Raw genomic sequence first — 20,778 nt, 5'->3', positions numbered from 1 at the left:
ATTGGAATTTTCTATTTCTTTAATGCAAAATACCTCTTTCCCCAATGCAATGATACATTTACGAGTCCTATCATTACAGGTACTTCAATCAAGGGCCCTATCACTGCTGTAAAAGCTTCTTTTGACTCTATACCAAATACAGCAACAGCAACAGCTATAGCAAGCTCAAAATTATTACTTGCAGCAGTAAATGAAAGTGTAGCTGTTTTCTTATAATCTATCTTTGATCTATAGCTTATAAAAAATGAAACTGAAAACATAACTACAAAATAGATTACAAGCGGTATAGCAATTCTAATTACATCTAATGGCAATTGTATAATATATTTTCCCTTAAAAGTAAACATCACAATAATAGTAAACAATAGTGCTATCAAAGCCAGAGGGCTTATTTTAGGAATAAACTTTTTTGTGTACCACTCTGTACCCATTTTAGGCTCAAGAAGTAATCTTGTTAACATTCCAAATACAAAAGGAATTCCAAGATAAACTACAACGGAAGAGGCTATTTTTACCATTGAAATATCCACACTATAACCTGTAAGTCCAAACCAGGTTGGAAGTACAGTTATAAATATATAGGCATATATAGAATAGAATATAACCTGGAATATAGAATTGAACGCTACAAGTGCAGCTGCATATTCCGTATCACCATCTGCAAGACTATTCCATATAATAACCATAGCAATGCACCTAGCAAGACCAATAAGAATAAGACCTGTCATGTATGCTGGGTATGCATGTAAAAATAATACTGCAAGTACAAACATTAATATAGGCCCTATAACCCAGTTCTGAATAAGTGATAGTGATAATACCCTTGGAGATTTAAATACTTTTCCAAGTTCTTTGTAGTTTACTTTAGCAAGTGGTGGATACATCATTAAAATAAGCCCAACAGCTATAGGTATAGATGTAGTGCCTACAGATAGATTAGCCAAGACTTGGGATATTTCTGGTACTCCCCATCCTAATAAAATCCCTGCAAACATGGCAGTGAATATCCATAATGTTAAATAACGATCAAGTACTGATAATTTATTTTTCATATATACTTCCCCCATATTTTTAATTCAATTATATTAATTTATTTTATATTTCACACTGATTACTATTTTTACAAATACAATCTTCTGTATCTGTTATAATATTCATTAAAAATAGTTCTAATTTATCCGTACTATTTTTATCTAATGAATAATAACTCCATATACCTTCTTTTCTGCATTTAACAATTTTACAATCCATTAATACTTTCATGTGATGAGATAGGGTAGGCTGTGTAAAATCAAAGTCTTCTAGTAAATCACAGGCACATTTCTCTCCACAGGATAATATATCAATAATTTTTAGCCTACTTTGATCAGATAATGATTTAAATATTTTTGCATATAACTCGTAATCTAATTTCATAAAATCGCCCCTTATATATAGATAATCATCTATATATAATATAGATGATTATCTATGCAATATCAATACAATTATATAAACAAATATATTAATAGACTATTATATTTATAATAGTCTATATATTGTAATCTTATTTGTTAATTACATTTAAAATTTATAGATTTAATGATTCCACAAAACTATACTTTTCTTGAACTCAAACAGTATCTTAAATTAATATTATATTTTCATAATCTACTTTTTAATTATAATCATAATTTAGAATAAAAATACAAGTTATGATATTCTTTTTATATAGAGTATATTATATTAAGTTGTATAACTTAAAAAATAAATCATAACACAAATTATATATGAATTGCAGGTATAAAAAATTGATGGAGTATTGAAAGGATTTGATATATTGATTAAAAATAAAAAGTATATTCTATTTGTAACAATATTCATTTTTACATTTGTTTTTACTTCATGTAATAAAAACACTCAAAATAGCAATATAGATAGAAATGAGATATATACCATTGTAAAAGAATCTTTTTTAACTCAAAGTGGATATTCAAATGAAATATCCAAACATATGTCAGAAGCTGTTTTTAATAATATAAATGTATATAAGGTATATTCATTAAATGATAAGCAATATAAAAAGCCTGTTAAAATCAATCTTGATTTAAAGCAAAAATCTCAAGAAACTAAAAATGGTACAACTTATGAAAATATGATTTATTCAATCACTATAAAAGACTCACAGAATAAAACGATAAGCGGTTCTTGTGATGTTCCTGTTAAATTTACTATACAGGCAGCCAATGATACTTGGTATATTACTAATAAAGAGGAACCAGCCTAACTTAAAATAAAATTTCTAAACGTAAATTTTAAACATCAAACAATAGACTTGCCAGATGCTTTACATGTTTTTCTCCAAGTTCAAGTCCTTTAACACAATAGTGGCAGTATGCAACAACTTTATCCGTAGTGATTTTTTTACAGTGTTCCCGCATCAATTGTATCTGCTGTTCTTTTGTATGTGGAATAAACTTTCCATCTGCATTTTCTACAAATCTCCTAGGGGCTAATTTCAAATTTCTCCCTGGGGCAGGTTTATACAAAGATATACCACAAAACTTGGTCTTTTCATAATTTTCTTCTTGTTCTACAATATCTATGTTCATTTTCTTTAATAATGAACGTACAGCTTTTTGTTCTGAAAAATTATCATAAGAACGCCAACAATCCTGTACTGTCATCTTCTCATGCAAGTAGTCGGGAAAAGGATACTCTGGATCACTTAAAATAAGCTCCCATAGTGAAACCCTTTTTATTTCAGGCATTGTTTCCTGAAAAATAGCAGAACAATTGTGGCATACATATACCATTTTATTATCTGGAGTAAAACCTTTAAAATCAGGAGTGTCTCTCCAGCGCTGTTGCAGCCACTCTGGCATTTGAACTGTAAATTCATTAAGCTTGTACTTTGGAACACAACATCTTATTATCTGCATGCGAAATCGTTTTTTTAAATAATTTTGAATTTTTACACTTAAAGCTGGATTTTCTCTAGTAAAAACACAGCTTGCTACATATATATAATTTTTAAAATCAGTCATTTATAATCCCTCCATTTTTTATAATTGACTCCATATAACATTATATACCTTTGCGTGCTATATTATATAATATAAAAAATAGATATTTGATATCAATATTAAAGATATCAAGCATTAATACTCATACTTCACTTACAAATATACAAGTAGTATTTGTTTATAGAAAATTCAACTATATGCTGGAATCTTTATCAAAATTCATAAATATGTTTTGATACAATAGTCGATTTTTTTCTAAAAAAGTGCCATGGCTTTTAATGTAGCCATAAAATTCAAATGAGATAAAATTTTATCCATTGCATCCTATATTATTATGTTTAGATTTGCATTTCTAATTGCATCTATAATAATATATTCCATTTCCATTGGAGTTTTTTCTGCACCCTCCTTTATCCATTTTAAAAGTACATTCCAAAGCCCTCCCGACAAGATGTCACAAATAGCCTTTAAATGTAGCGTTTAAGCCGTTTCTATTGACATAACAATTTGTAATTATTATACTCTATATTATGAAGTGACACAAGTGTGTCATATTGAAAGGAGAGATTCTATGTATAATATAAAAACAATCATATGGTTACTGCCTATATTATTTATGATTCATGACTTTGAAGAAATTATAATGGCTGAAGCATGGAGTAAAAGATTTAAAAAGGAGTTGAAGGAAGACACTTTTATGATGAAAAAGAAACCCTTTGGTTTAAATGATACAGGCTATTGGAGTACTGCAGCATTTTCAATTGGAGTGGAAATTATATTTGTGATTCTTTCAGTTGCTTCTATATTATCATGTACTTTTAACAGCTATTTTATTTGGTATGGATTTTTGTTCGCTTTTACATTTCACTTAATCTTTGCACATTTTTATTTATGCATACAATTCAAACACTATGTTCCCGGTGTAGTAACTTCTGCATTATTCTTGCCCGTATGTATTTACATAATGTATATTTCTAAATCACTTTTAAAATATGATTTATCCAAAGTGCTTCTCTCGTGTATTGCAGGAATTATATTTGGTATTATCATACTAATCTCACTGCATGATGGTATAAAAAACTTCAGTAAACTATTAAAGAGGTATTCCCTTGAATAATAGTATAAACAAAAATTTGGACGGTTTATTTTTTTAAAAACAAATCTTTTCGTTTTAAACCATTTGCTTTGATTAAATGCCTCCATCCCATTTCTGCAGCAAGTTTATACAAAATTCTTGGAAAATTTGCTGTAATAAATATATTTTCTCCTGAAGTACCTTTTAATATATTACCTGAAAATTCTTTTAATGCTTTTCCTAAATTTTTTTTAGGTCCATGTCCAATTGGAACATTTTTTAAAGATGTTATCATTCCACCTGCTCCAATCCCAATTCCCTGTCCCCATTTAATGCCTGACTTTTTACACCAATTCTCCATTATTTCAATTGCCAGCTTATTCTGGTGTCCTTCATAGAAGCCACAATTTACAAGACAATAAACAATAATCTCTTTTTGTTCTATTTCTATAAAAAACTTTTCCAATTGAATAAGGCAGTTTAATAGATGAGATGGAATTCCATCTACATACAGAGGAAAAGCAAATACCAATATATCACATCTTGCCAGTTCTTCCATCTGTTTTAAAGTTAATTTCTTTTTATTGAAATTATATTCGGAAATTATATTATTGTTCAAGAAAAGCTTCAAGTCCTTTAATATACAAGCAGAAGCACTGCCTTTTATTTTAGGACTTCCGTTAATAAACGCTATCTTCATAATATCTGTCCCTTCATTTCAAAAATATTATGGGTAAATACAACTTTGTCTACAATGCAATCTAAATTAATTGAATTTGCTTTTACAATTTTTTTAGCAGTTTGTCGTTCTCTTTCTGTTATATTTTGACCATAAAAATATACTTGCATGTTTATATTATTATTATATCGTCTCCTATGATGCATTTCCCCATTTTTTATTATAAAATAAGGATGCAGATAAGGAATACTTCTGTCCAATACATTCTTGACAAATGGGCTAAATCCCCCATAACAGCATTCACTAATAATAATAACATCACTGCATTTTGATAAATATTCCCCCATATCTTTATATTTATCATGTATTACACAGGCTGCAGGTGTCTTTATCCAGCACCCGAAGCAACCTATGCAATTATGTATTGTCCCATCGTCTGAGATAATTATCATATCATCTAATATATTGGAAAATATCTTTTTTAAATCATCAGCTTTCAGATCATGTATTAATAATTTCATTTATCACTCATCTCCTATAAGCAGCCACGCCATTATTCAAATTAGTATACTTGCACTCTTCTTTAACCTCTTTCGATTATTTATAATGAAATTATACTACTATATTATAAACTCCCATATTCAATTCCCTGTCCAGGTAAACAATCCTAACTTCCTTTCTCCATCTTCTTTTAAATATATCATATTAAAGTAATTAATTCTTGTATGATATTGCAATTGATATAATATGCAGCTGTCCTGCTAACATTGTGTAATTGATTTTCATTAAAATATACCTGAACTTATTAGAGAAATACAATTTCATTTAATGCACAGGTTCAGGTATAGTCTATTATAAAATAATTATTTATTATATATTTTGTTTATATTTGAACTATCTGAAGTTTTCTTTTTATAATTTCTAAAAGATTCTTCTATTTCTTCCAGTGATTTGTTAAGGGTTTCTGGTACAAATTTATACGTATATGCCCACGCTATAGCTCCAAGTATGACAAATATTATAAATGCACCTGATAATCCAAATTTTGATAGCAAAGTAGGAAATACAACTCCAACACAGAAATTGGCTATCCATAAGAAAAATGTAGATATTCCCATGCCGAGTCCTCTTAATCTAAGTGGAAATATTTCAGATAACACAAGCCAAATTACCGGCCCAACAGTTCCCTGGAAAAAAGCCAAGAAAACCATAGTCAATATTATTACCAGATAAGGAAGAATGGCCTGTCCTTGTAATAAATGTGTAAGAATAGCTATTGTCAGCATAGATAACGTACTTCCTGTATATCCAGTAAGCAGCATAGTTCTACGTCTAATTCTATTTGAAAAAACCTTCATATAAATTATTGTAACTATAACAGCTATGGATCCATTTCCTATATTGGCAATCAATGCTGCCTTAACACCAAATCCAGCCTTTTCCAAAACAGTAGTTCCATAATACATCATTACATTAATTCCCGCTATTTGCTGTATAATACCTATTCCTATACCAATCAATACAAGACGGCGAATCCATGATTTATTTAACCTTCTTTCTTAATAATAAACTCTTTTATAAATTAGAAGACATCCTCCATAATTAGTACTGACGTGCCTCACCAAGATTTTTCTTTATCACATTTTCATATACATCATGAATTCTCTTGCTCTTGGATACCTGGGCCAATCCTACTCTCCACCAGGAACCATATTTATGAATCATTGTCTTTGGCAGTACTTTTATGTCTATAAGAGTAGATACCTTTTGTTTCTTTGAATCTATTATTGCTTCTTTTAACTCTTCTATCGTCTTTACAGTATAGGTCTTGCATCCATAGGAAGCTGCATTCATGGCAAAATTCATAGGAACAAGGCCTCCGTCCAACTTCCCGGTTTTTGGATTTCTGAATCTGAATTCTGTTCCAAAACTGTTCATTCCATGTTCCATCTCAAGGTTGTTTATACATCCAAAAGCCATATTGTCAAACAGTACTACATTTATCTTTTTTCCTTCCTGAATAGAGGTTGGAAGTTCAGAATGAAGCATCATATAAGAACCATCTCCGACAAATGCATACACTTCCCTGTCAGGCTCTGCAATCTTTACACCCAGTGATGCATTTACTTCATATCCCATGCATGAAAATCCATATTCTACATGATAGGTATTGACACCCTTTGGCCTCCATATTCTCTGCAAATCTCCAGGCAAACTTCCTGATGCACCAACTACAATATCATCATTAGCAAGCATTTCATTAAAGATACCTACAACTCTTGATTGTGTCAGGCATGAACCGGTTATTTCCTTGAATTCTTCAAATACCGACGGATCAAGATGATCCTGTATTTCAGGCACAAAACCTTTTTCTTTATACTCCGTACTGTATACTCTCCTCACTTCTGCATCCAGTTTGTCCCTGGCCTCTTTTATTTCAGTTTTGTATGAGGACTTATACCCTGTTTTTGAAAGTTCATTTGTCAAATCTTCCAATGCTGCTTTAGCATCAGCTACAACTCTAACTCCATCCAATTTATAAGCATCAAATCCAGCTATATTTATATTGAGAAAATCAACTTCAGGATTTTGAAACAACCATTTTGACGATGTTGTAAAATCTGTATATCTTGTACCAACACCAATTATAAGATCTGCCTTTTTGGCAATCATATTAGAAGCCAAACTTCCTGTTTCCCCTATTCCTCCAAGGTTCAATTTATGATCCCACACTATTGCACTTTTACCAGCCTGAGTCTCTCCAAATGGTATGTTGAATTTTTCTGCAAAATTTTTAAAAGCCTCTGCAGCTTCAGAATATTTTACTCCACCACCGCATACAAGCATAGGCTTCTTTTTCTTTAAGATAAGTTCAACTGCATCCTTTATCATTTCTTTCGTTGCGAGTGTTCTTTCTATTCTGTGTACTCTTTTCTGGAAAAATTGTTCTGGATAATCATATGCCTCACCTTCAACATCCTGAGGTAATGCTATGGTAACCGCTCCTGTATTTACAGGGTCTGTCAAAACCCTCATTGCATTTATGTAGGCTGTCATGAGCTGTTCAGGTCTTGAAATCCTGTCCCAATATTTGCTTACAGCTTTAAAAGCATCATTTGTGCTTATTGTAAGATTGTTAAACTGTTCCATCTGCTGCAGTGTACTGGATCAGGCTGCCTTGTAGCATATACATCTCCTGGAAGGAATAGTACAGGTATTCTGTTTGCACTTGCTGTAGCAGCTGCTGTCACCATATTGGCAGCACCAGGCCCAACTGATGAAGTACACGCATATATTTGTTTTCTCAATTTTTGTTTTGCAAATCCTATGGCAGCATGAGACATTCCCTGTTCATTTCTTCCCTGATGTACTATCAAATCTCCATGATCTTCTTCCAACGCCTGACCAAGTCCTACTACATTTCCATGTCCAAAAATTGTAAAAATACCTTTGACAAATTTAGTTTCAACACCATCAAATTCAACATATTGATTGTCAAGAAATTTCACCAGTGCCTGTGCAACTGTAAGTCTTATTTTTTTCATAATTTAACCTCCTTCCTTATTTGTCAGGCCATATTTTTACGTCTTTTTCCCATAACCATTTATGTTCTTCAACATCAATTCTGTCAGTCCATGGATTATTTTTAAGATGCCTTATCATCCAGCAGTAATACATTGCATATCCAGGTGCCGAAGTCTGAGGATGGACATCTCCCCCATGAATGGCAACATAGCTGTTGTCCGATATCTTATGGGCATCATCTCCAGTAAGGCATAATCCCAACCCCTGAGGTTTGTTGAATTTATAATAATAAACTTCAGGCTGAGGATGATAATGTGGAGGATAGCTTGACCATTTTCCTGGGAATGTAATAACTTCTCCCATTACCATATTTGAATAAGGGGCATTATGATAGTCAAATACGGTTCTTACAATTCTTCTTGCAGTATCATTCCATACTCCTTTGCCAAATATATCACTTTGACAATCTTTCGGAAAATATAATTTCGGATCAAAGTCGTTTTCATTTTCAGCAGCCTGAAAGATTATTTCACTTTCTTCTTGAGCTTTTACTGTTACTTTTGTACCATGTGGAACATGAATACACCATGGTTCTTCATCAAACACTGAATGTCTCTCCATTATCTGATTATTGCCATGCCAGTCTACTTCAATTTTGCCGTCTAAAAGAAGAACAGCCATTTCCTTGTTATTTTCTTCATAAGATTCTTCTGAATTTTTTCTAATCCTGTTTACTGATATATCCATAAGCATTTCTTTATGCGGGCCATTTATTCCACATATTTTATTTTCACCAAATTTTAAAGAACCCAAATTACCAAATTCACTTAAACTCATATGCTAATTCCTCCCAACTATAATATTCTGCTTTAATATCTTGCCACCATTTCACCGTATTTAGCCTTTTCTTCTTTTATAAATTTTTTTATTTCTTCCACTTTAGGCATTGCATCTGAACAACTATGGCTTGCAACAAGCATTGCAGCTGAAGCACTTCCGAATTCAAGAGCATCTATTATATCCCATCCTTCAAGAAGTCCATATATGAAAGCTGAACCATAAGCATCCCCACCTCCAAAAGATTTCATCAGTTTAACAGGGAATGGTTTGATACTGTATTTTCTTCCATCTTCCGTATAGGCTGTAGATCCATCTTTGCCATGCTTTATAACAACTATCTTGTTTCCATATCCAATCCATCTGTTTGCCGTTTCAATATCACTGCTGTTTTCTGCAACAAGACCTTCCATAAGGTTGAATTCCTCTCTTGAGCCTATTACCAGATCACTGTTTTTACCCATCATTGAATAATAAATTGCTATTTCATCTTTGTTTTTCCAATTGTACTTTCTATAATCTATATCAAAGATTACAGCTGTATTGTGTTTTTTTGCATATTCCATTGCTTTAAGGGCAGCTTCTCTTGAAGGACTCTGAGCAAGAGCTGTTCCTGATATGGAGATTGCTTTTGTATTTCTTATATAATCTTCGTCAATTTCATCTACATTCAAGCTTAAATCTGCAATACTGTTTCTATACATCAATATACTGCTTTCTGTAGGGCTGAGTATTTCAGTAAAAGTAAGTCCAAGAGATTCTCCATTCTCTGCCCTATAAATTTGAGAAACATCTATGCCTTCCTTTTTAAAGTAATCAATAATAAAATCTCCAAATCTATCATCTGATATCTTACCTATAAATCCAACTTTTTTTCCAAGTCTAGCAAGCCCTACAGCTACATTTGCAGGAGATCCTCCAAGGTATTTCTTGAAAGTTGCACTTTGTGCCAAAGTCCTGTTTATTTCCACCGGGTTTAAATCTATAGTTGCTCTTCCCAAAGGTATAACATCAAATTTTCTGCCATTGTCAAATTGAATATACTGCATTTTTTCTCCTCCCTAGGCTTTATTATTACTTCCAAAAATTTTTATATGCTTTTTAACATTTAAATATGCACCTTCAATTTCAGCTTCATGCAGCTTGAAATAGTCTGTGTGCTCATGTTTCCTGCATAATTCTTCTACCTTCTGAGCAACCGAAATAAATGTAGCAGTAGCTATATTTATCTTTCTCACCCCATATGAAACACATTTTCTAAAATCATCATCACTTATACCGGAACCTCCATGTAAAACCAGAGGGACATCCACCTTTTTATAAATATTTTTCAATACATCGAAATTTAGATTAGGCAGACCTTTATAAACACCATGAGCATTTCCTATGCCAATTGCAAGCGCATCAACCTTTGTTTCACTATAGAATTCATATGCCTCACCCGTATCTGTATACATGGCAGATATATCCTCTGAACCATCTTCGCTGCCTCCCACTCTACCAATTTCAGCTTCTACTGAAGCACCGTATTCTTGGGCTTTTTTGATGACACTTTTAGTTAAATCAATATTTTTGTTCAGAGTATATTTGGAACCATCTATCATAACAGAGGTAAATCCTAAATCAAGTGCCTCATGTATACAATCCATAGTCAAACCATGATCCAAATGCACTGCTACGGGAACTTTGGCTTTTTTAGCTGCCTCCATCATTACAGGTCCTATTAAATGCAGCGGTGAATGCTTCAGCCTGCTTTCTGCAATCTGCAATATTATAGGTGATTTCAATTCTTCTGCAGCCTTGACAGCTCCTATTATCATTTCCATATTTGCAATACTAAAAGCACCTATTGCATACTTTCTGTCTTCAGCTTCATCCAGTAATTCTTTTAATCTTGTCAGTGACATAACTTCACCTACTTCCATAATCCTTTATATATCTCTATTATATCTTCCTTTTTAACTTCTCTTCTTGTGTTTTGAGGACTTCCACTTTGAAGTGCATCTTCAGCCATCTTGTCCAAATTTTCCATGAATATACTCTTTTCAACTCCAAATTTCTGTAATGTCTGTACATTTAATTTTGTACAAAGATTTCTAACAGCCTCTATAAATTTCTCTCCTGCCTGTATATCACTCATATTTTTTTCATATACTCCAATTGTCCTGGCCAAAGTACAGAATTTATCAGGTGCACCAGACAAAATAAAATCAAGGCAATCTGTTAAGAGCATTGCATTTGATAATCCATGTGGTACATGAAACAATGCACCTATAGGTCTGCTCATACCGTGTACTATAGTAACGGAGGAATTGTTAAATGCTATTCCTGCTTGAAGTGCAGCTATAGACATTTCTGTCCTCGCATTGACATTTTTTCCATTATTATAAGCTTCCAATAAATTATCAAATATCTTTTTTACTGCAGATAGAGAAAATATTTCTGACATAGGTTGAACAAGTTTTGACGTATAGGATTCTATAGCATGGGTGAGTGCATCCAATCCTGTAGAAGAAGTAACATTTTTAGGAGAAGTAATTGTAAAAATAGGATCTATTACTGCAATAGTTGGTATTAGATATGGTCCTTTTAACAGCATTTTTATATTTTTTTCAGTATCTGTTATTATGGTAAATTGAGTTGCTTCTGAGCCAGTTCCAGCTGTGGTTGGGATTGCCACCAATGGAGGAGTTTCTTTTTCAATTATCTTTCCAAGATAATCGTTTATCTCACCTGAATTCGTTATCATTGCACCTATGGCTTTCATTGTATCAATAGGACTTCCACCACCCAGTGCTATTAAAAAGTCACAATTGTTATCTTTGTACTGCTTGATTCCATTGTTGACCATAACATCTGTAGGTTCTCCATTGACGTCATGATAAATAGAATAATTAACTTCCAGCTTATCCAATAAATTAGTAATATTGCTTATGCTATCCAGTTTAATCATCACATCATCTGTAACTATAAGTGCCTTCTTGCCCAATAGTTTTATATCTTCACTAGCTTTATCCAGGGCCCCCTGGCCTGTAAAAACATATCTTGGCATTAAAAATAAATTACTCAAAACTTCACCTTCTTATATTTTTTGATTATTTGTTTGTGAATTTATGATTACTTGTTGATTAAATATTACCACTTATAGTTTCATTATGTCAATATATTTATTAAAACTTTGTTAAAATAAATTTGGATAAACATATTTTAGTTATTTATTGATCAAGTTATTGTTAACATTTGAATTGAATTGTTTACTTTTTTGAGTTTTTATATATAATTATATATAAGGGCATAGTAAATTTATTAATAAAAACATTTTAATTGTACTTTTAATGAAAGGAGAAAGCCATGAAACTGAAAAGAATACAAAAAATAGAAGAATATATATTAGATAATAAGACAGTAACACTAGACCAATTGGCTAATATATTTAATGTTTCAAAAAACACAATAAGAAGGGATGTAAGTGAGTTAGTTGAAAAAGGTACAATAAAAAAGGTATACGGAGGTGTATCTGTAAATTCCAATCCCCTTATTCCTTTTGATAAAAGGCAAATAAAAAACAGCCATCCAAAATCTTTAATAGCTGAAAAAGCAGCTGAACTGATTAATGATGGTGATATAATATTTGTAGATTCGGGAACAACTACAGTAAACCTTGCATATTTTCTAAAGGATAAAAAAAATATAACCATAATAACCAACAATCTCAATTTCATCAATAAATGCATAAAATATGACAATATAAATATAATTTCTACTGGTGGCAGTCTGGTAAGAAATACAAATTCATTTGTAGGTATAGATACACTGAACCTTCTAAAAAAATATAATATAAACAAAGCTTTTATGGCTTCTACAGGAATATCTTTAACAAATGGTGTAACAAATGGTTCTCCACAAGAAGCTGAAATAAAAAAACTTGTGATTAGCAAAAGTAGCCTGGTATATGTGTTAATAGACTATTCAAAATTTGGAACTTCTTCTTTAATGACATACTGCTCAATAGGAGATATAGATTATCTAATAACTGATAAAGTGCCACCAGAAGAATATATAGAATTCATTAACAAAAACAATGTGAATTTAATAATAGCACAAGATGACAACTGTATATATGCACAAGGATAGTTTTTATATATTATATAGAATAAATCTTTAGAAAAGGACTGCTGAAAATCATCTTCCTATTTAAATAGGAAGATGATTTTCAGCAGTCACCGTTACTCATATTTCACTTTTCTCTTCCTTTGGCATTGCTATGGATATAATCAATGAAAGTACGGATATTGCTATCAATATTATAAATAGTACATGAAGAGAACTATTCAGGGAAAACTTTATCTGTTCAACAGTTGCATTGGAATTATATCCGGATGCCTTGTATAAATTACCCGGATCTACTCCTTTAATTCCTATCCCCACAAAATATTTAACTATAAATAAATTGAATATACCTCCAAATACACTTACTCCTATTGTTTGTCCCAATGTTCTAACTAGAGCGTTGGATGCAGTTACAGCACCCCTTTGATTGTATCCTACAGATTCCTGTATAACTATGGTCAAAGTAGTAAAAGCTCCTCCAAATCCAAAACCCATTATAAAAACATATATTAATACCAGTAAAATCGGAGAATTTATGCCCAGGGTAGGAAGCAGTATTGTACCTACTATAAGGATGAAATTTGAAACCAAAACTACGAATTTTGCTCCACGAACTACTATAAGTTTTCCCAAAACTACTGAAGCTATAAGCCAGGCAACTGACATTGGAGCAAGAGCCAAACCTGATATTTTTGCACTGAATCCAAGTACATTTTGTATATATATGGGGAAATATACATCTGCACCTATCAATACAGTTGATGCCAGAAAACTTACTAAATTTGTTATTGTAATTGATCTTGTAAATATACTGAATGGGATAATTGGTTCTTCCGCTTTTTCTTCTATTTTATAGAATGCAATTAACAATACAACAGCAGCTAAAACTGATATTATATTGAATATATAAGTGGAATTTTTATTTTGGCCTGACACAAAAATATTTAAAAATATAATCATGGCCAATGATAAAGTAACAATTCCTGCAAAATCAATTTTGCATCTTTTCTTTTCAAAATTTTCTTTTATATTTTTTTGTATAAGTATGACTGACAGTATTCCAAAAGGCATATTTATAAAAAAGATCCAGTGCCAGGACAGAGTATCTATTAAAATTCCTCCTAAAAATGGACCTGTAAGGCTTGCTACTCCCCATACAGTGCCTATAATGCCCTGAACTTTCGGTCTCTCTTCAATAGTAAATACATCACCTATTATTGTATATGTAAGTGTAAATATCGAACCTGCACCCAATCCCTGAATTACACGAAACCCTATAAGCATGTACATGTTCTGTGATAGTCCGCACAGACAACTTCCAATTAAAAACATTATTATTCCTATGGAAAGCATATTTTTTCTTCCATATAAATCCGACAATTTGCCATATATAGGTGTAGAAATTGCAGAGGCCAATAAATATACTGAAAATACCAGGCTGATAATTTGAAATCCCTGCAAATCCCTTGATATGGTTGGAATGGCCGTAGTAACCACTGTACCCTCAACCGCTGCCAGAAACATTGCAACAGTCAATGCCATTAGTATGTTTTTCTTTCTTGAACCCACTTTTAATCACTTCCTCATTATCATGAATAAAAATACAGATATTAATTTCAAGGAAATCGATACCTGCACTGTATTTTGTAATCCTTTAATACATAGAGATTATATCATTATATTTTATTTATTAATAGGTTAAATTCGTTATAATAAGCTGCAAAATAAATTATGGACAATCTGTCATTATTCTGATAATATATATGTATTATATTAAAGGCATTGATGTGAAAGAGTAATTACATACATGAAACAAAGAGAGAGAATGCAGGTGGAAATTTCTCATGATTGATGTAATAAAGGTAGTCACAGAGCTTTAAACTGAAAGCTTCAGGCAAGTAGGCTTTAACGGAATCCCACCGTTAAGAGGGAACTAGTATCGGCATATGTTGCCCGTACTATGTTGAGAGTGTACATTTGTACAAAATTAGGTGGTACCACGGAAATTTACCCTTCGTCCTATTATATAGGATGAAGGGTTTTTGATATTTCCAAATGCGCATTGGAAATATCACCAAAAATTTTTAGAAAGTGGTGAAATATAAATGAGTATAAAATTTGCTGAAAGAATGAATAAAGTCCAAAAATCCTTTATAAGAGAAATTTTAAAAGTTACAGAAAATCCAAATATAATATCCTTTGCAGGCGGTCTTCCAAATCCTCTATCCTTTCCAATCAAGGAAGTTGAAGAAGCGTCTATAAAAGTTTTAAATGAAAATGGCAGTGATGTACTCCAATACAGTACAACTGAAGGTTATCGCCCTCTAAGGGAATACATTGCACAAAGATATCTTAAAAGATTCGGTTTAAAGGTTGATGCCGATGAAATATTAATAACAAATGGCTCACAGCAGGGATTGGACTTGCTTGGAAAAATATTTTTGAACAAGGATGACAATGTTCTTATTGAACGTCCCGGATATTTAGGTGCAATACAGGCATTCTCAATTTTCGAGCCGGTTTTTAATTCAGTTCCCGTAAATAATGATGGGGTTGATATTGATTTACTGGAAAAATCCCTTGCTATGAATAGTCCAAAATTATTCTACACAGTTCCCAACTTTCAAAATCCTTCTGGAACTACATATTCAGAAAATAACAGGAAAGCTGCTGCAGACATTTTGAAAAAATATGATACAATTCTCATTGAAGATGATCCCTATGGTGAACTGAGATTTATAGGAGAGGACCTACAGCCTATAAAAACTTATCTGGGAGATAAATCCGTTATGCTTGGTTCATTTTCTAAGATAGTAGCTCCTGCAATGAGGCTTGGCTGGATATGTGCCAAAGGTGAAATCATGGAAAAACTAATAACTGCGAAACAGGCAGCTGATCTCCACACAAATTATTATTCACAGAGAGTAGTCCATCAATTCTTAATGGACAATGACATTGAAGACCATATAAAAAAGATCAGAAAATTGTACAAGGGGCAGAGAGACTGTATGGTGTCAATGATTGAAAGATACTTTCCTGAAGGCATAAAGAGCACAAAACCTGAAGGTGGAATGTTTCTGTGGGTAACCCTTCCTGAAGGTATTTCATCTTTGGAACTGTTTGATCTTGCAGCCAAAGAAAATGTTGCCTTTGTTCCAGGAGATCCATTTTATGTCAATGTAAAAGGCAGCAACACATTGAGGCTCAACTATACAAATTCCGACGAAAAATCCATTGAAGAAGGTATTAAAAGACTTGCCAGAGCAATCGGGAAATTATAACCTATTTAACCTCATACCCTCACAATATAAACTATATACAGCATCAAAGTTGTTTTGCCAAATCAATAGAAGTACTTAATCCTACAAAGGATTCCACTATCACACTTGTTACCTGTACTCCTATAAGAATTGCAACACACAGGCTTATAATTAAAGCCAAAGAAAAAAGCAGCTTATAGGGCTGCTTTTTACAAGCATTATAGATTATTCTTTAGTTCTTCATATTTCTCTGCTATCTTTGCATTTAAAGGATTTTCTACTGCAAGTCCTGTTATATCACAAATTGTCTTTTTAATACCATTTGCCTTTATACCCTGCTGTATCTGTTTTGCCTTTTCATCTCCATCATAGTCAAACAGGAATCCTGCTGCTATACCACAAATGATGTTTCCATATTCCAATTTGAGTTCATAGCATAGATTCAATGGAGTTATCAATCTGTCATGTCCTGATAATTTTCTTACAGGATCCCTTCCTACACGGAATACCTGATCCTTCAAATAGGCATTTTTAAATCTGTTTATTATTTTTTTAGAATACCTTGTTAGAGAATCAATATCCATTTTATGCTTTATGCTAAGTGCCTTTACGGCCTCTGAATGAAATCCAATGGCAACTTTTTGTATAAAATCATCTTTTATAGCTTCATGTATAAATTCATATTTTTTAAGATATCCAAGATAAGCAATAGTTGCATGGGCACCATTTAACAAAAATAATTTCCTTTCAAGAAAAGGTGACAACTTTTCAACATACTCTGCACCTTTTATTCCGTCATTTACCTTGACCTTGTTTTTTTCAATATCCCATTCATAAAAATCCTCCACTGCTACATCTATTGGAAGCTCCTTTTTCATATCCACATTTGGGACAATTCTATCCACTGCACTATTAGGAAATCCTACACTTTTGTCTAAATATTCCCTAAATTCTGAATTTTCTCCTTCAAATATCGCATCCTTAAGCATATCCGTAGCCATGAGGGCATTCTCACAAGCTATTATATCAAGTGGCTTTGGATTGGTTTTGGCCCTTTTCTTCAAAATGCCCTTCAGCGTATTTCCCGTACTCTTCAAGTTGTTTGCCCCAAGAGATGTAGTTATGAGATCCGCATCCAGTACAACTTTTTCAAGTGAAGGTATATCCTTCAGGCTAACTGCCTTTACATCCTCAATTTTTTCTTTATTCTGTGTTGTACTCAAAGTTATAACCGTATATTCACCATATTTGTTTATATTGTCAACCAATGAATCTGCTATATCTACAAATGTAACTTCGTATCCGGATTTACGGAGCAGATACCCTATAAATCCTCTTCCTATATTTCCTGCACCAAAATGAACTGCTTTCATAATTAATTGTCCCCCTTTTCTATGATTTCTATAATTTCCTGTTCTGTCTTTGCATTTCTAAGCTTTTCAACATTTTCTTCATATTGTACAGTCAGGGCTATACTGGACAGTATTTCCATATGATCGTCTCCCTTACCTGCTATTCCTATTACTATATATGCTGTATTTTCTTCTCCAAAATCAACTCCACCAGGATACTGTGCTATAACTATTCCAGTTTTGAGTATCTGTTTTTTATATTCATTCATGCCATGGGGAATGGCAACACCGTTTCCCATATAGGTGGTAACTTCTTCTTCCCTTGCCTTCATGCCCTCTATATAGTTCTCCTTTACATAACCATTTTTCACCAAAAGCTTTCCTACTCTTTCTATTGCCTCATCTTTTGATTCTGAAGGTACATTTAATACAATATTTTTTTCTGACAATATTTCCTTGTTCATAATTTTATTTTCCCCTTTCATTCCTCTTCTTTATTTACAATGTTTATCAAATGATTTCTTATATCGCTTAAACTTCCTGATTTTAATATTTCAACAAATTCCTTTTCCTCTATTAAAGACACACTGATCTTTCCTAAAAGACGTAATATATAGCTGTTCTCTTTATCCCTGGCAAGCAGGACTAAAAATGTATCTACATCTTCCATTGAAAATCCTCTAGTTGACATTTTAAAAACTTTATTTGTTCTATAAACCCCCACAAAAGGTAGTTTCATCTTGTCACTTCTAGTGTGAAGCAGTGCTATACCGGTATTGGGGACAACTAAATTTCCCTTGGCTTCTCTTTTTAGAATAAGATCTTTTATAACCTCTTTACCTGCTGCAATATCGGCCTCTGACACATCCTCCACTACAAAGTCTATTAACTCTTCAAAATTCTCAATATTTACTTCCCTAATATGAAAATTCTTTAAGATTGTATTTGCAAGTTCACATTTTCTATTTGCTGCTTCATCGGAGTCAAGGGCACTCATGCTCTTCTTTTCTGTCTCATCCATATACTTGATTTTGGAAATATAGCCATTAACTTTTTCAACATCCTTCTTCATCATAAAAGGTGAAACCTCAATTATATTGTGGATTTCTTCACTTCCCGTTCCAATAGATACAGTGGACAAAATCAAGTCATATTCCCTGCTGTCTTTTTCTATATTTATATCATGCAATGCACTTATATAAATGGTGCCTATGTCCGGAAAAAGAGATTTCACTTTGCTCTCCAGTATTCTTGCACTGCTTATTCCCCCAGGACATACAATCAGTATCTTTAACTTACTTGAAATTTCCTCTTTTCTCTGAAGTGCACCACCTATGTGCATTGTTATATATCCAACTTCATTGGAAGATATTTTGATATTGTATCTTGAAAATATTAATCTGCATTCATCAAACAGTATCTTGAACAGTTTCGGATAATGCTTTTCTATTTCGGATGCCATTGGATTCAATACATTAAGGCCTATATTCAACAGGTGAAATGTCTGCCTCAAATGATTGGTTAAATCCTGCAGCAATTGTACATCATCCGTAATATCCACATCTATTCTCTGGGACACATCAGCAATTATTTCAGAAGATATGTCCTGAAAATTGATATCAGATTCATTTGAATCATCATAATAGTATTTATAATCATTAATATAAATACATAAATAAGCTATTTCATCTTCTGGAAGATTTATATTATTTTCACCTAAAGGTTCAATAAGGGACTTTAATTCTTCATATGCCTTCATTGACCTTAATTTCTCCTTGACATTCTCTGGCAGATGTATATTGTCATTGTTTTTAGTTTTCTTGATTGATACAAGTATTAGTATGAACAGGTTGAAATACTTTACGTCATTTAATTTAAGATGTTTTAAATTCAAATTTTTCAATACACTCTTTACAAGTTCAATAGTGCCACTTTCAAAAATCATGTTAAAAAGTGACTTAACTGTTTCATCTGTACCTTTATCATAGAAAAATCCCAATAGATACTCAAAAGGTTTAAAATTGAACAGTAATTCTACAAGTGCATTTCTCTTATCCCATTCTGACCCTTCAATACTTACTCCATGATTTCTTTTTCTGATCAAGCACAAGTTTTTTCTAATTACAAATTTCTCAATAGTATCAAGATCAAGACTTATACTCCCCATAACTACATTGAATTTATAGCTGAAATAGGATATCTTCAATGATTCTTTTGAAACCAAAAGTTCACATGCTATGGCAATCCTTCTCTGCTCTTTATTGAATATCCATTGAACTGGAATTGCGTTCAAGGAAGATTTCACATCTTGAATACTGTCTTTTTTGCCTGAAATATATATATCCATATTTTCATTTACAAATATAGTAAGACTCTTCTTCTTTAAAATTTCATTAAGGAAAGAAATCTCCCTCATAATTGTCCTTGTACTTACCCCCAGTTGTTCATGGAGAATATCAACATTAAAAGAATTACCATTTAACAATCCATCCAATATAAATTGCTGCCTTGGAGTCAAATTATCCATATTTCCTCCTCCAGATTATTACTTATTTTTTTAATCTGTTTATAAATTCCTGGTATCTAGCACGGTCCAGAAAGTTCTTTACTGTTATTATTTCTGCATCAGGTGCTGAATTCCTAGCTCTTTCACTTAAATTTTCCTGAACAAATACTACATCTGTATCCTTTGGAATACTGTCAACTGAATAGTGTTCAACTTTTATACCTTCAATTCCAGCATCCTTAAGCTGCTTCTTTAGAAGAGATTCTCCCATTGCCGAAGATCCCATTCCTGCATCACATGCAAATACTACAAAATTAATGTCTGACTTTTCATTAACTATATTATTTGAATTATCATCAGAATCATTCTTCAATCTCTGTATAAATTCCTGGTATCTGGCACGGTCCAGAAAGTTCTTTACTGTTATTA

Annotated in this window: 19 protein-coding genes, 2 pseudogenes and 1 other annotated feature; of the genes and pseudogenes, 5 read left to right on the top strand and 16 right to left on the bottom strand. The window is 32.3% G+C overall.

Features of this window, described 5'->3' with window-relative positions:
* Window positions 1-11 precede the first annotated feature (11 nt).
* Together arsB and J418_RS0106190 are read right to left on the bottom strand one after the other, a co-directional pair.
* Window positions 12-1,052 carry an ACR3 family arsenite efflux transporter gene (gene arsB, locus J418_RS0106195; RefSeq protein ID WP_017752922.1) on the bottom strand — a complete coding sequence of 347 codons (1,041 nt, stop codon included), beginning with the start codon at window positions 1,050-1,052 and terminating at the stop codon, window positions 12-14.
* A 43-nt stretch (window positions 1,053-1,095) separates the two neighbouring features.
* The gene (locus J418_RS0106190) at window positions 1,096-1,416 is read right to left on the bottom strand and encodes an ArsR/SmtB family transcription factor (RefSeq protein ID WP_017752923.1); all 321 of its coding nucleotides are present in this window, start codon (window positions 1,414-1,416) and stop codon (window positions 1,096-1,098) included.
* Between the two features lie 385 nt (window positions 1,417-1,801).
* Here J418_RS0106190 and J418_RS15880 point away from each other — a divergent pair, with 385 nt between their 5' ends.
* Entirely contained in the window at window positions 1,802-2,266 is a 465-nt protein-coding gene (locus tag J418_RS15880; RefSeq protein ID WP_017895111.1) for a hypothetical protein, read from the top strand.
* A gap of 28 nt (window positions 2,267-2,294) precedes the next feature.
* Here the strand turns inward: J418_RS15880 and J418_RS0106180 are convergent, their stop codons facing one another.
* Window positions 2,295-3,026 carry a hypothetical protein gene (locus J418_RS0106180; protein WP_017895110.1) on the bottom strand — a complete coding sequence of 244 codons (732 nt, stop codon included), beginning with the start codon at window positions 3,024-3,026 and terminating at the stop codon, window positions 2,295-2,297.
* Window positions 3,027-3,576: 550 nt separating this feature from the next.
* Between J418_RS0106180 and J418_RS0106170 the strand changes: the two genes are divergently transcribed.
* Window positions 3,577-4,122, top strand: a complete 546-nt coding sequence (locus J418_RS0106170; RefSeq protein ID WP_017752927.1) for an HXXEE domain-containing protein — start codon at window positions 3,577-3,579, stop codon at window positions 4,120-4,122.
* Window positions 4,123-4,147: 25 nt separating this feature from the next.
* On the opposite strand, the gene J418_RS0106165 is transcribed toward J418_RS0106170, so the two are convergent.
* The 8 genes and pseudogenes from J418_RS0106165 to J418_RS0106130 all read right to left on the bottom strand — a co-directional run bounded on the left by J418_RS0106165 (window position 4,148) and on the right by J418_RS0106130 (window position 12,191).
* Entirely contained in the window at window positions 4,148-4,780 is a 633-nt protein-coding gene (locus J418_RS0106165) for a hypothetical protein (RefSeq protein WP_017895108.1), read from the bottom strand.
* On the bottom strand, window positions 4,777-5,280 hold the full coding sequence (locus J418_RS0106160; RefSeq protein ID WP_017752929.1) for a flavodoxin family protein: 504 nt from the start codon (window positions 5,278-5,280) through the stop codon (window positions 4,777-4,779). The genes J418_RS0106165 and J418_RS0106160 overlap by 4 nt, the downstream gene beginning before the upstream one ends.
* Before the next feature lie 342 nt (window positions 5,281-5,622).
* Window positions 5,623-6,294, bottom strand: coding sequence for an MFS transporter (locus tag J418_RS0106155; RefSeq protein ID WP_080629771.1), 672 nt, complete (start codon window positions 6,292-6,294; stop codon window positions 5,623-5,625).
* Between the two features lie 67 nt (window positions 6,295-6,361).
* Window positions 6,362-8,304, bottom strand: a pseudogene (gene iolD / locus J418_RS15500) (3D-(3,5/4)-trihydroxycyclohexane-1,2-dione acylhydrolase (decyclizing)).
* Window positions 8,305-8,320: 16 nt separating this feature from the next.
* Entirely contained in the window at window positions 8,321-9,121 is an 801-nt protein-coding gene (locus tag J418_RS0106145; protein ID WP_017895106.1) for a 5-deoxy-glucuronate isomerase, read from the bottom strand.
* 32 nt (window positions 9,122-9,153) lie between these two features.
* Window positions 9,154-10,170, bottom strand: a complete 1,017-nt coding sequence (gene iolC, locus J418_RS0106140; RefSeq protein WP_017752933.1) for a 5-dehydro-2-deoxygluconokinase — start codon at window positions 10,168-10,170, stop codon at window positions 9,154-9,156.
* A 12-nt stretch (window positions 10,171-10,182) separates the two neighbouring features.
* Window positions 10,183-11,028 carry a class II fructose-bisphosphate aldolase gene (locus tag J418_RS0106135; RefSeq protein ID WP_023625460.1) on the bottom strand — a complete coding sequence of 282 codons (846 nt, stop codon included), beginning with the start codon at window positions 11,026-11,028 and terminating at the stop codon, window positions 10,183-10,185.
* 8 nt (window positions 11,029-11,036) lie between these two features.
* Window positions 11,037-12,191, bottom strand: a complete 1,155-nt coding sequence (locus J418_RS0106130; protein ID WP_017895104.1) for an iron-containing alcohol dehydrogenase — start codon at window positions 12,189-12,191, stop codon at window positions 11,037-11,039.
* Between the two features lie 281 nt (window positions 12,192-12,472).
* Here J418_RS0106130 and J418_RS0106125 point away from each other — a divergent pair, with 281 nt between their 5' ends.
* Window positions 12,473-13,255, top strand: coding sequence for a DeoR/GlpR family DNA-binding transcription regulator (locus tag J418_RS0106125; RefSeq protein WP_017752936.1), 783 nt, complete (start codon window positions 12,473-12,475; stop codon window positions 13,253-13,255).
* A gap of 96 nt (window positions 13,256-13,351) precedes the next feature.
* Here the strand turns inward: J418_RS0106125 and J418_RS0106120 are convergent, their stop codons facing one another.
* On the bottom strand, window positions 13,352-14,800 hold the full coding sequence (locus tag J418_RS0106120) for an MDR family MFS transporter (RefSeq protein WP_017895103.1): 1,449 nt from the start codon (window positions 14,798-14,800) through the stop codon (window positions 13,352-13,354).
* 204 nt (window positions 14,801-15,004) lie between these two features.
* Window positions 15,005-15,256, top strand: a binding site (T-box leader).
* A gap of 80 nt (window positions 15,257-15,336) precedes the next feature.
* Between J418_RS0106120 and J418_RS0106115 the strand changes: the two genes are divergently transcribed.
* Together J418_RS0106115 and J418_RS17005 are read left to right on the top strand one after the other, a co-directional pair.
* Window positions 15,337-16,512 (top strand): aminotransferase-like domain-containing protein, encoded by a 1,176-nt coding sequence (locus tag J418_RS0106115; protein WP_017895102.1) that lies wholly within the window; start codon window positions 15,337-15,339, stop codon window positions 16,510-16,512.
* Window positions 16,506-16,691, top strand: a complete 186-nt coding sequence (locus J418_RS17005) for a sortase domain-containing protein (RefSeq protein WP_136711423.1) — start codon at window positions 16,506-16,508, stop codon at window positions 16,689-16,691. Before J418_RS0106115 ends, J418_RS17005 begins: the two co-directional genes overlap by 7 nt.
* Before the next feature lie 18 nt (window positions 16,692-16,709).
* On the opposite strand, the gene J418_RS0106110 is transcribed toward J418_RS17005, so the two are convergent.
* The 4 genes and pseudogenes from J418_RS0106110 to J418_RS15495 form a co-directional block, all read right to left on the bottom strand.
* A complete protein-coding gene (locus J418_RS0106110; RefSeq protein ID WP_017895101.1) occupies window positions 16,710-17,864 on the bottom strand; it encodes a mannitol-1-phosphate 5-dehydrogenase in 1,155 nt (384 codons plus the stop codon).
* A gap of 2 nt (window positions 17,865-17,866) precedes the next feature.
* Window positions 17,867-18,307 (bottom strand): PTS mannitol transporter subunit IIA, encoded by a 441-nt coding sequence (locus tag J418_RS0106105; protein ID WP_023625458.1) that lies wholly within the window; start codon window positions 18,305-18,307, stop codon window positions 17,867-17,869.
* Between the two features lie 17 nt (window positions 18,308-18,324).
* The gene (locus J418_RS0106100) at window positions 18,325-20,370 is read right to left on the bottom strand and encodes a BglG family transcription antiterminator (protein ID WP_017895100.1); all 2,046 of its coding nucleotides are present in this window, start codon (window positions 20,368-20,370) and stop codon (window positions 18,325-18,327) included.
* Window positions 20,371-20,392: 22 nt separating this feature from the next.
* Window positions 20,393-20,778, bottom strand: a pseudogene (locus tag J418_RS15495) (PTS mannitol transporter subunit IICBA); the annotation flags it as partial.

Source organism: Clostridium tyrobutyricum DSM 2637 = ATCC 25755 = JCM 11008 (genome assembly GCF_000359585.1).
GTDB classification, from domain to species: Bacteria; Bacillota; Clostridia; order Clostridiales; family Clostridiaceae; genus Clostridium_B; species Clostridium_B tyrobutyricum.
This window is presented reverse-complemented; position numbering and strand designations above follow the sequence as displayed.

What these genes read in the sequence shown, in the direction of transcription:
- arsB (WP_017752922.1), bottom strand. Translation starts at nt 1,052, where the DNA reads ATGAAAAATAAATTATCAGTACTTGATCGTTATTTAACATTATGGATA.
- J418_RS0106190 (WP_017752923.1), bottom strand. Translation starts at nt 1,416, where the DNA reads ATGAAATTAGATTACGAGTTATATGCAAAAATATTTAAATCATTATCT.
- J418_RS0106180 (WP_017895110.1), bottom strand. Translation starts at nt 3,026, where the DNA reads ATGACTGATTTTAAAAATTATATATATGTAGCAAGCTGTGTTTTTACT.
- J418_RS0106170 (WP_017752927.1), top strand. Translation starts at nt 3,577, where the DNA reads ATGTATAATATAAAAACAATCATATGGTTACTGCCTATATTATTTATG.
- J418_RS0106165 (WP_017895108.1), bottom strand. Translation starts at nt 4,780, where the DNA reads ATGAAGATAGCGTTTATTAACGGAAGTCCTAAAATAAAAGGCAGTGCT.
- J418_RS0106160 (WP_017752929.1), bottom strand. Translation starts at nt 5,280, where the DNA reads ATGAAATTATTAATACATGATCTGAAAGCTGATGATTTAAAAAAGATA.
- J418_RS0106145 (WP_017895106.1), bottom strand. Translation starts at nt 9,121, where the DNA reads ATGAGTTTAAGTGAATTTGGTAATTTGGGTTCTTTAAAATTTGGTGAA.
- iolC (WP_017752933.1), bottom strand. Translation starts at nt 10,170, where the DNA reads ATGCAGTATATTCAATTTGACAATGGCAGAAAATTTGATGTTATACCT.
- J418_RS0106135 (WP_023625460.1), bottom strand. Translation starts at nt 11,028, where the DNA reads ATGTCACTGACAAGATTAAAAGAATTACTGGATGAAGCTGAAGACAGA.
- J418_RS0106125 (WP_017752936.1), top strand. Translation starts at nt 12,473, where the DNA reads ATGAAACTGAAAAGAATACAAAAAATAGAAGAATATATATTAGATAAT.
- J418_RS0106115 (WP_017895102.1), top strand. Translation starts at nt 15,337, where the DNA reads ATGAGTATAAAATTTGCTGAAAGAATGAATAAAGTCCAAAAATCCTTT.
- J418_RS0106110 (WP_017895101.1), bottom strand. Translation starts at nt 17,864, where the DNA reads ATGAAAGCAGTTCATTTTGGTGCAGGAAATATAGGAAGAGGATTTATA.
- J418_RS0106105 (WP_023625458.1), bottom strand. Translation starts at nt 18,307, where the DNA reads ATGAACAAGGAAATATTGTCAGAAAAAAATATTGTATTAAATGTACCT.
- J418_RS0106100 (WP_017895100.1), bottom strand. Translation starts at nt 20,370, where the DNA reads ATGGATAATTTGACTCCAAGGCAGCAATTTATATTGGATGGATTGTTA.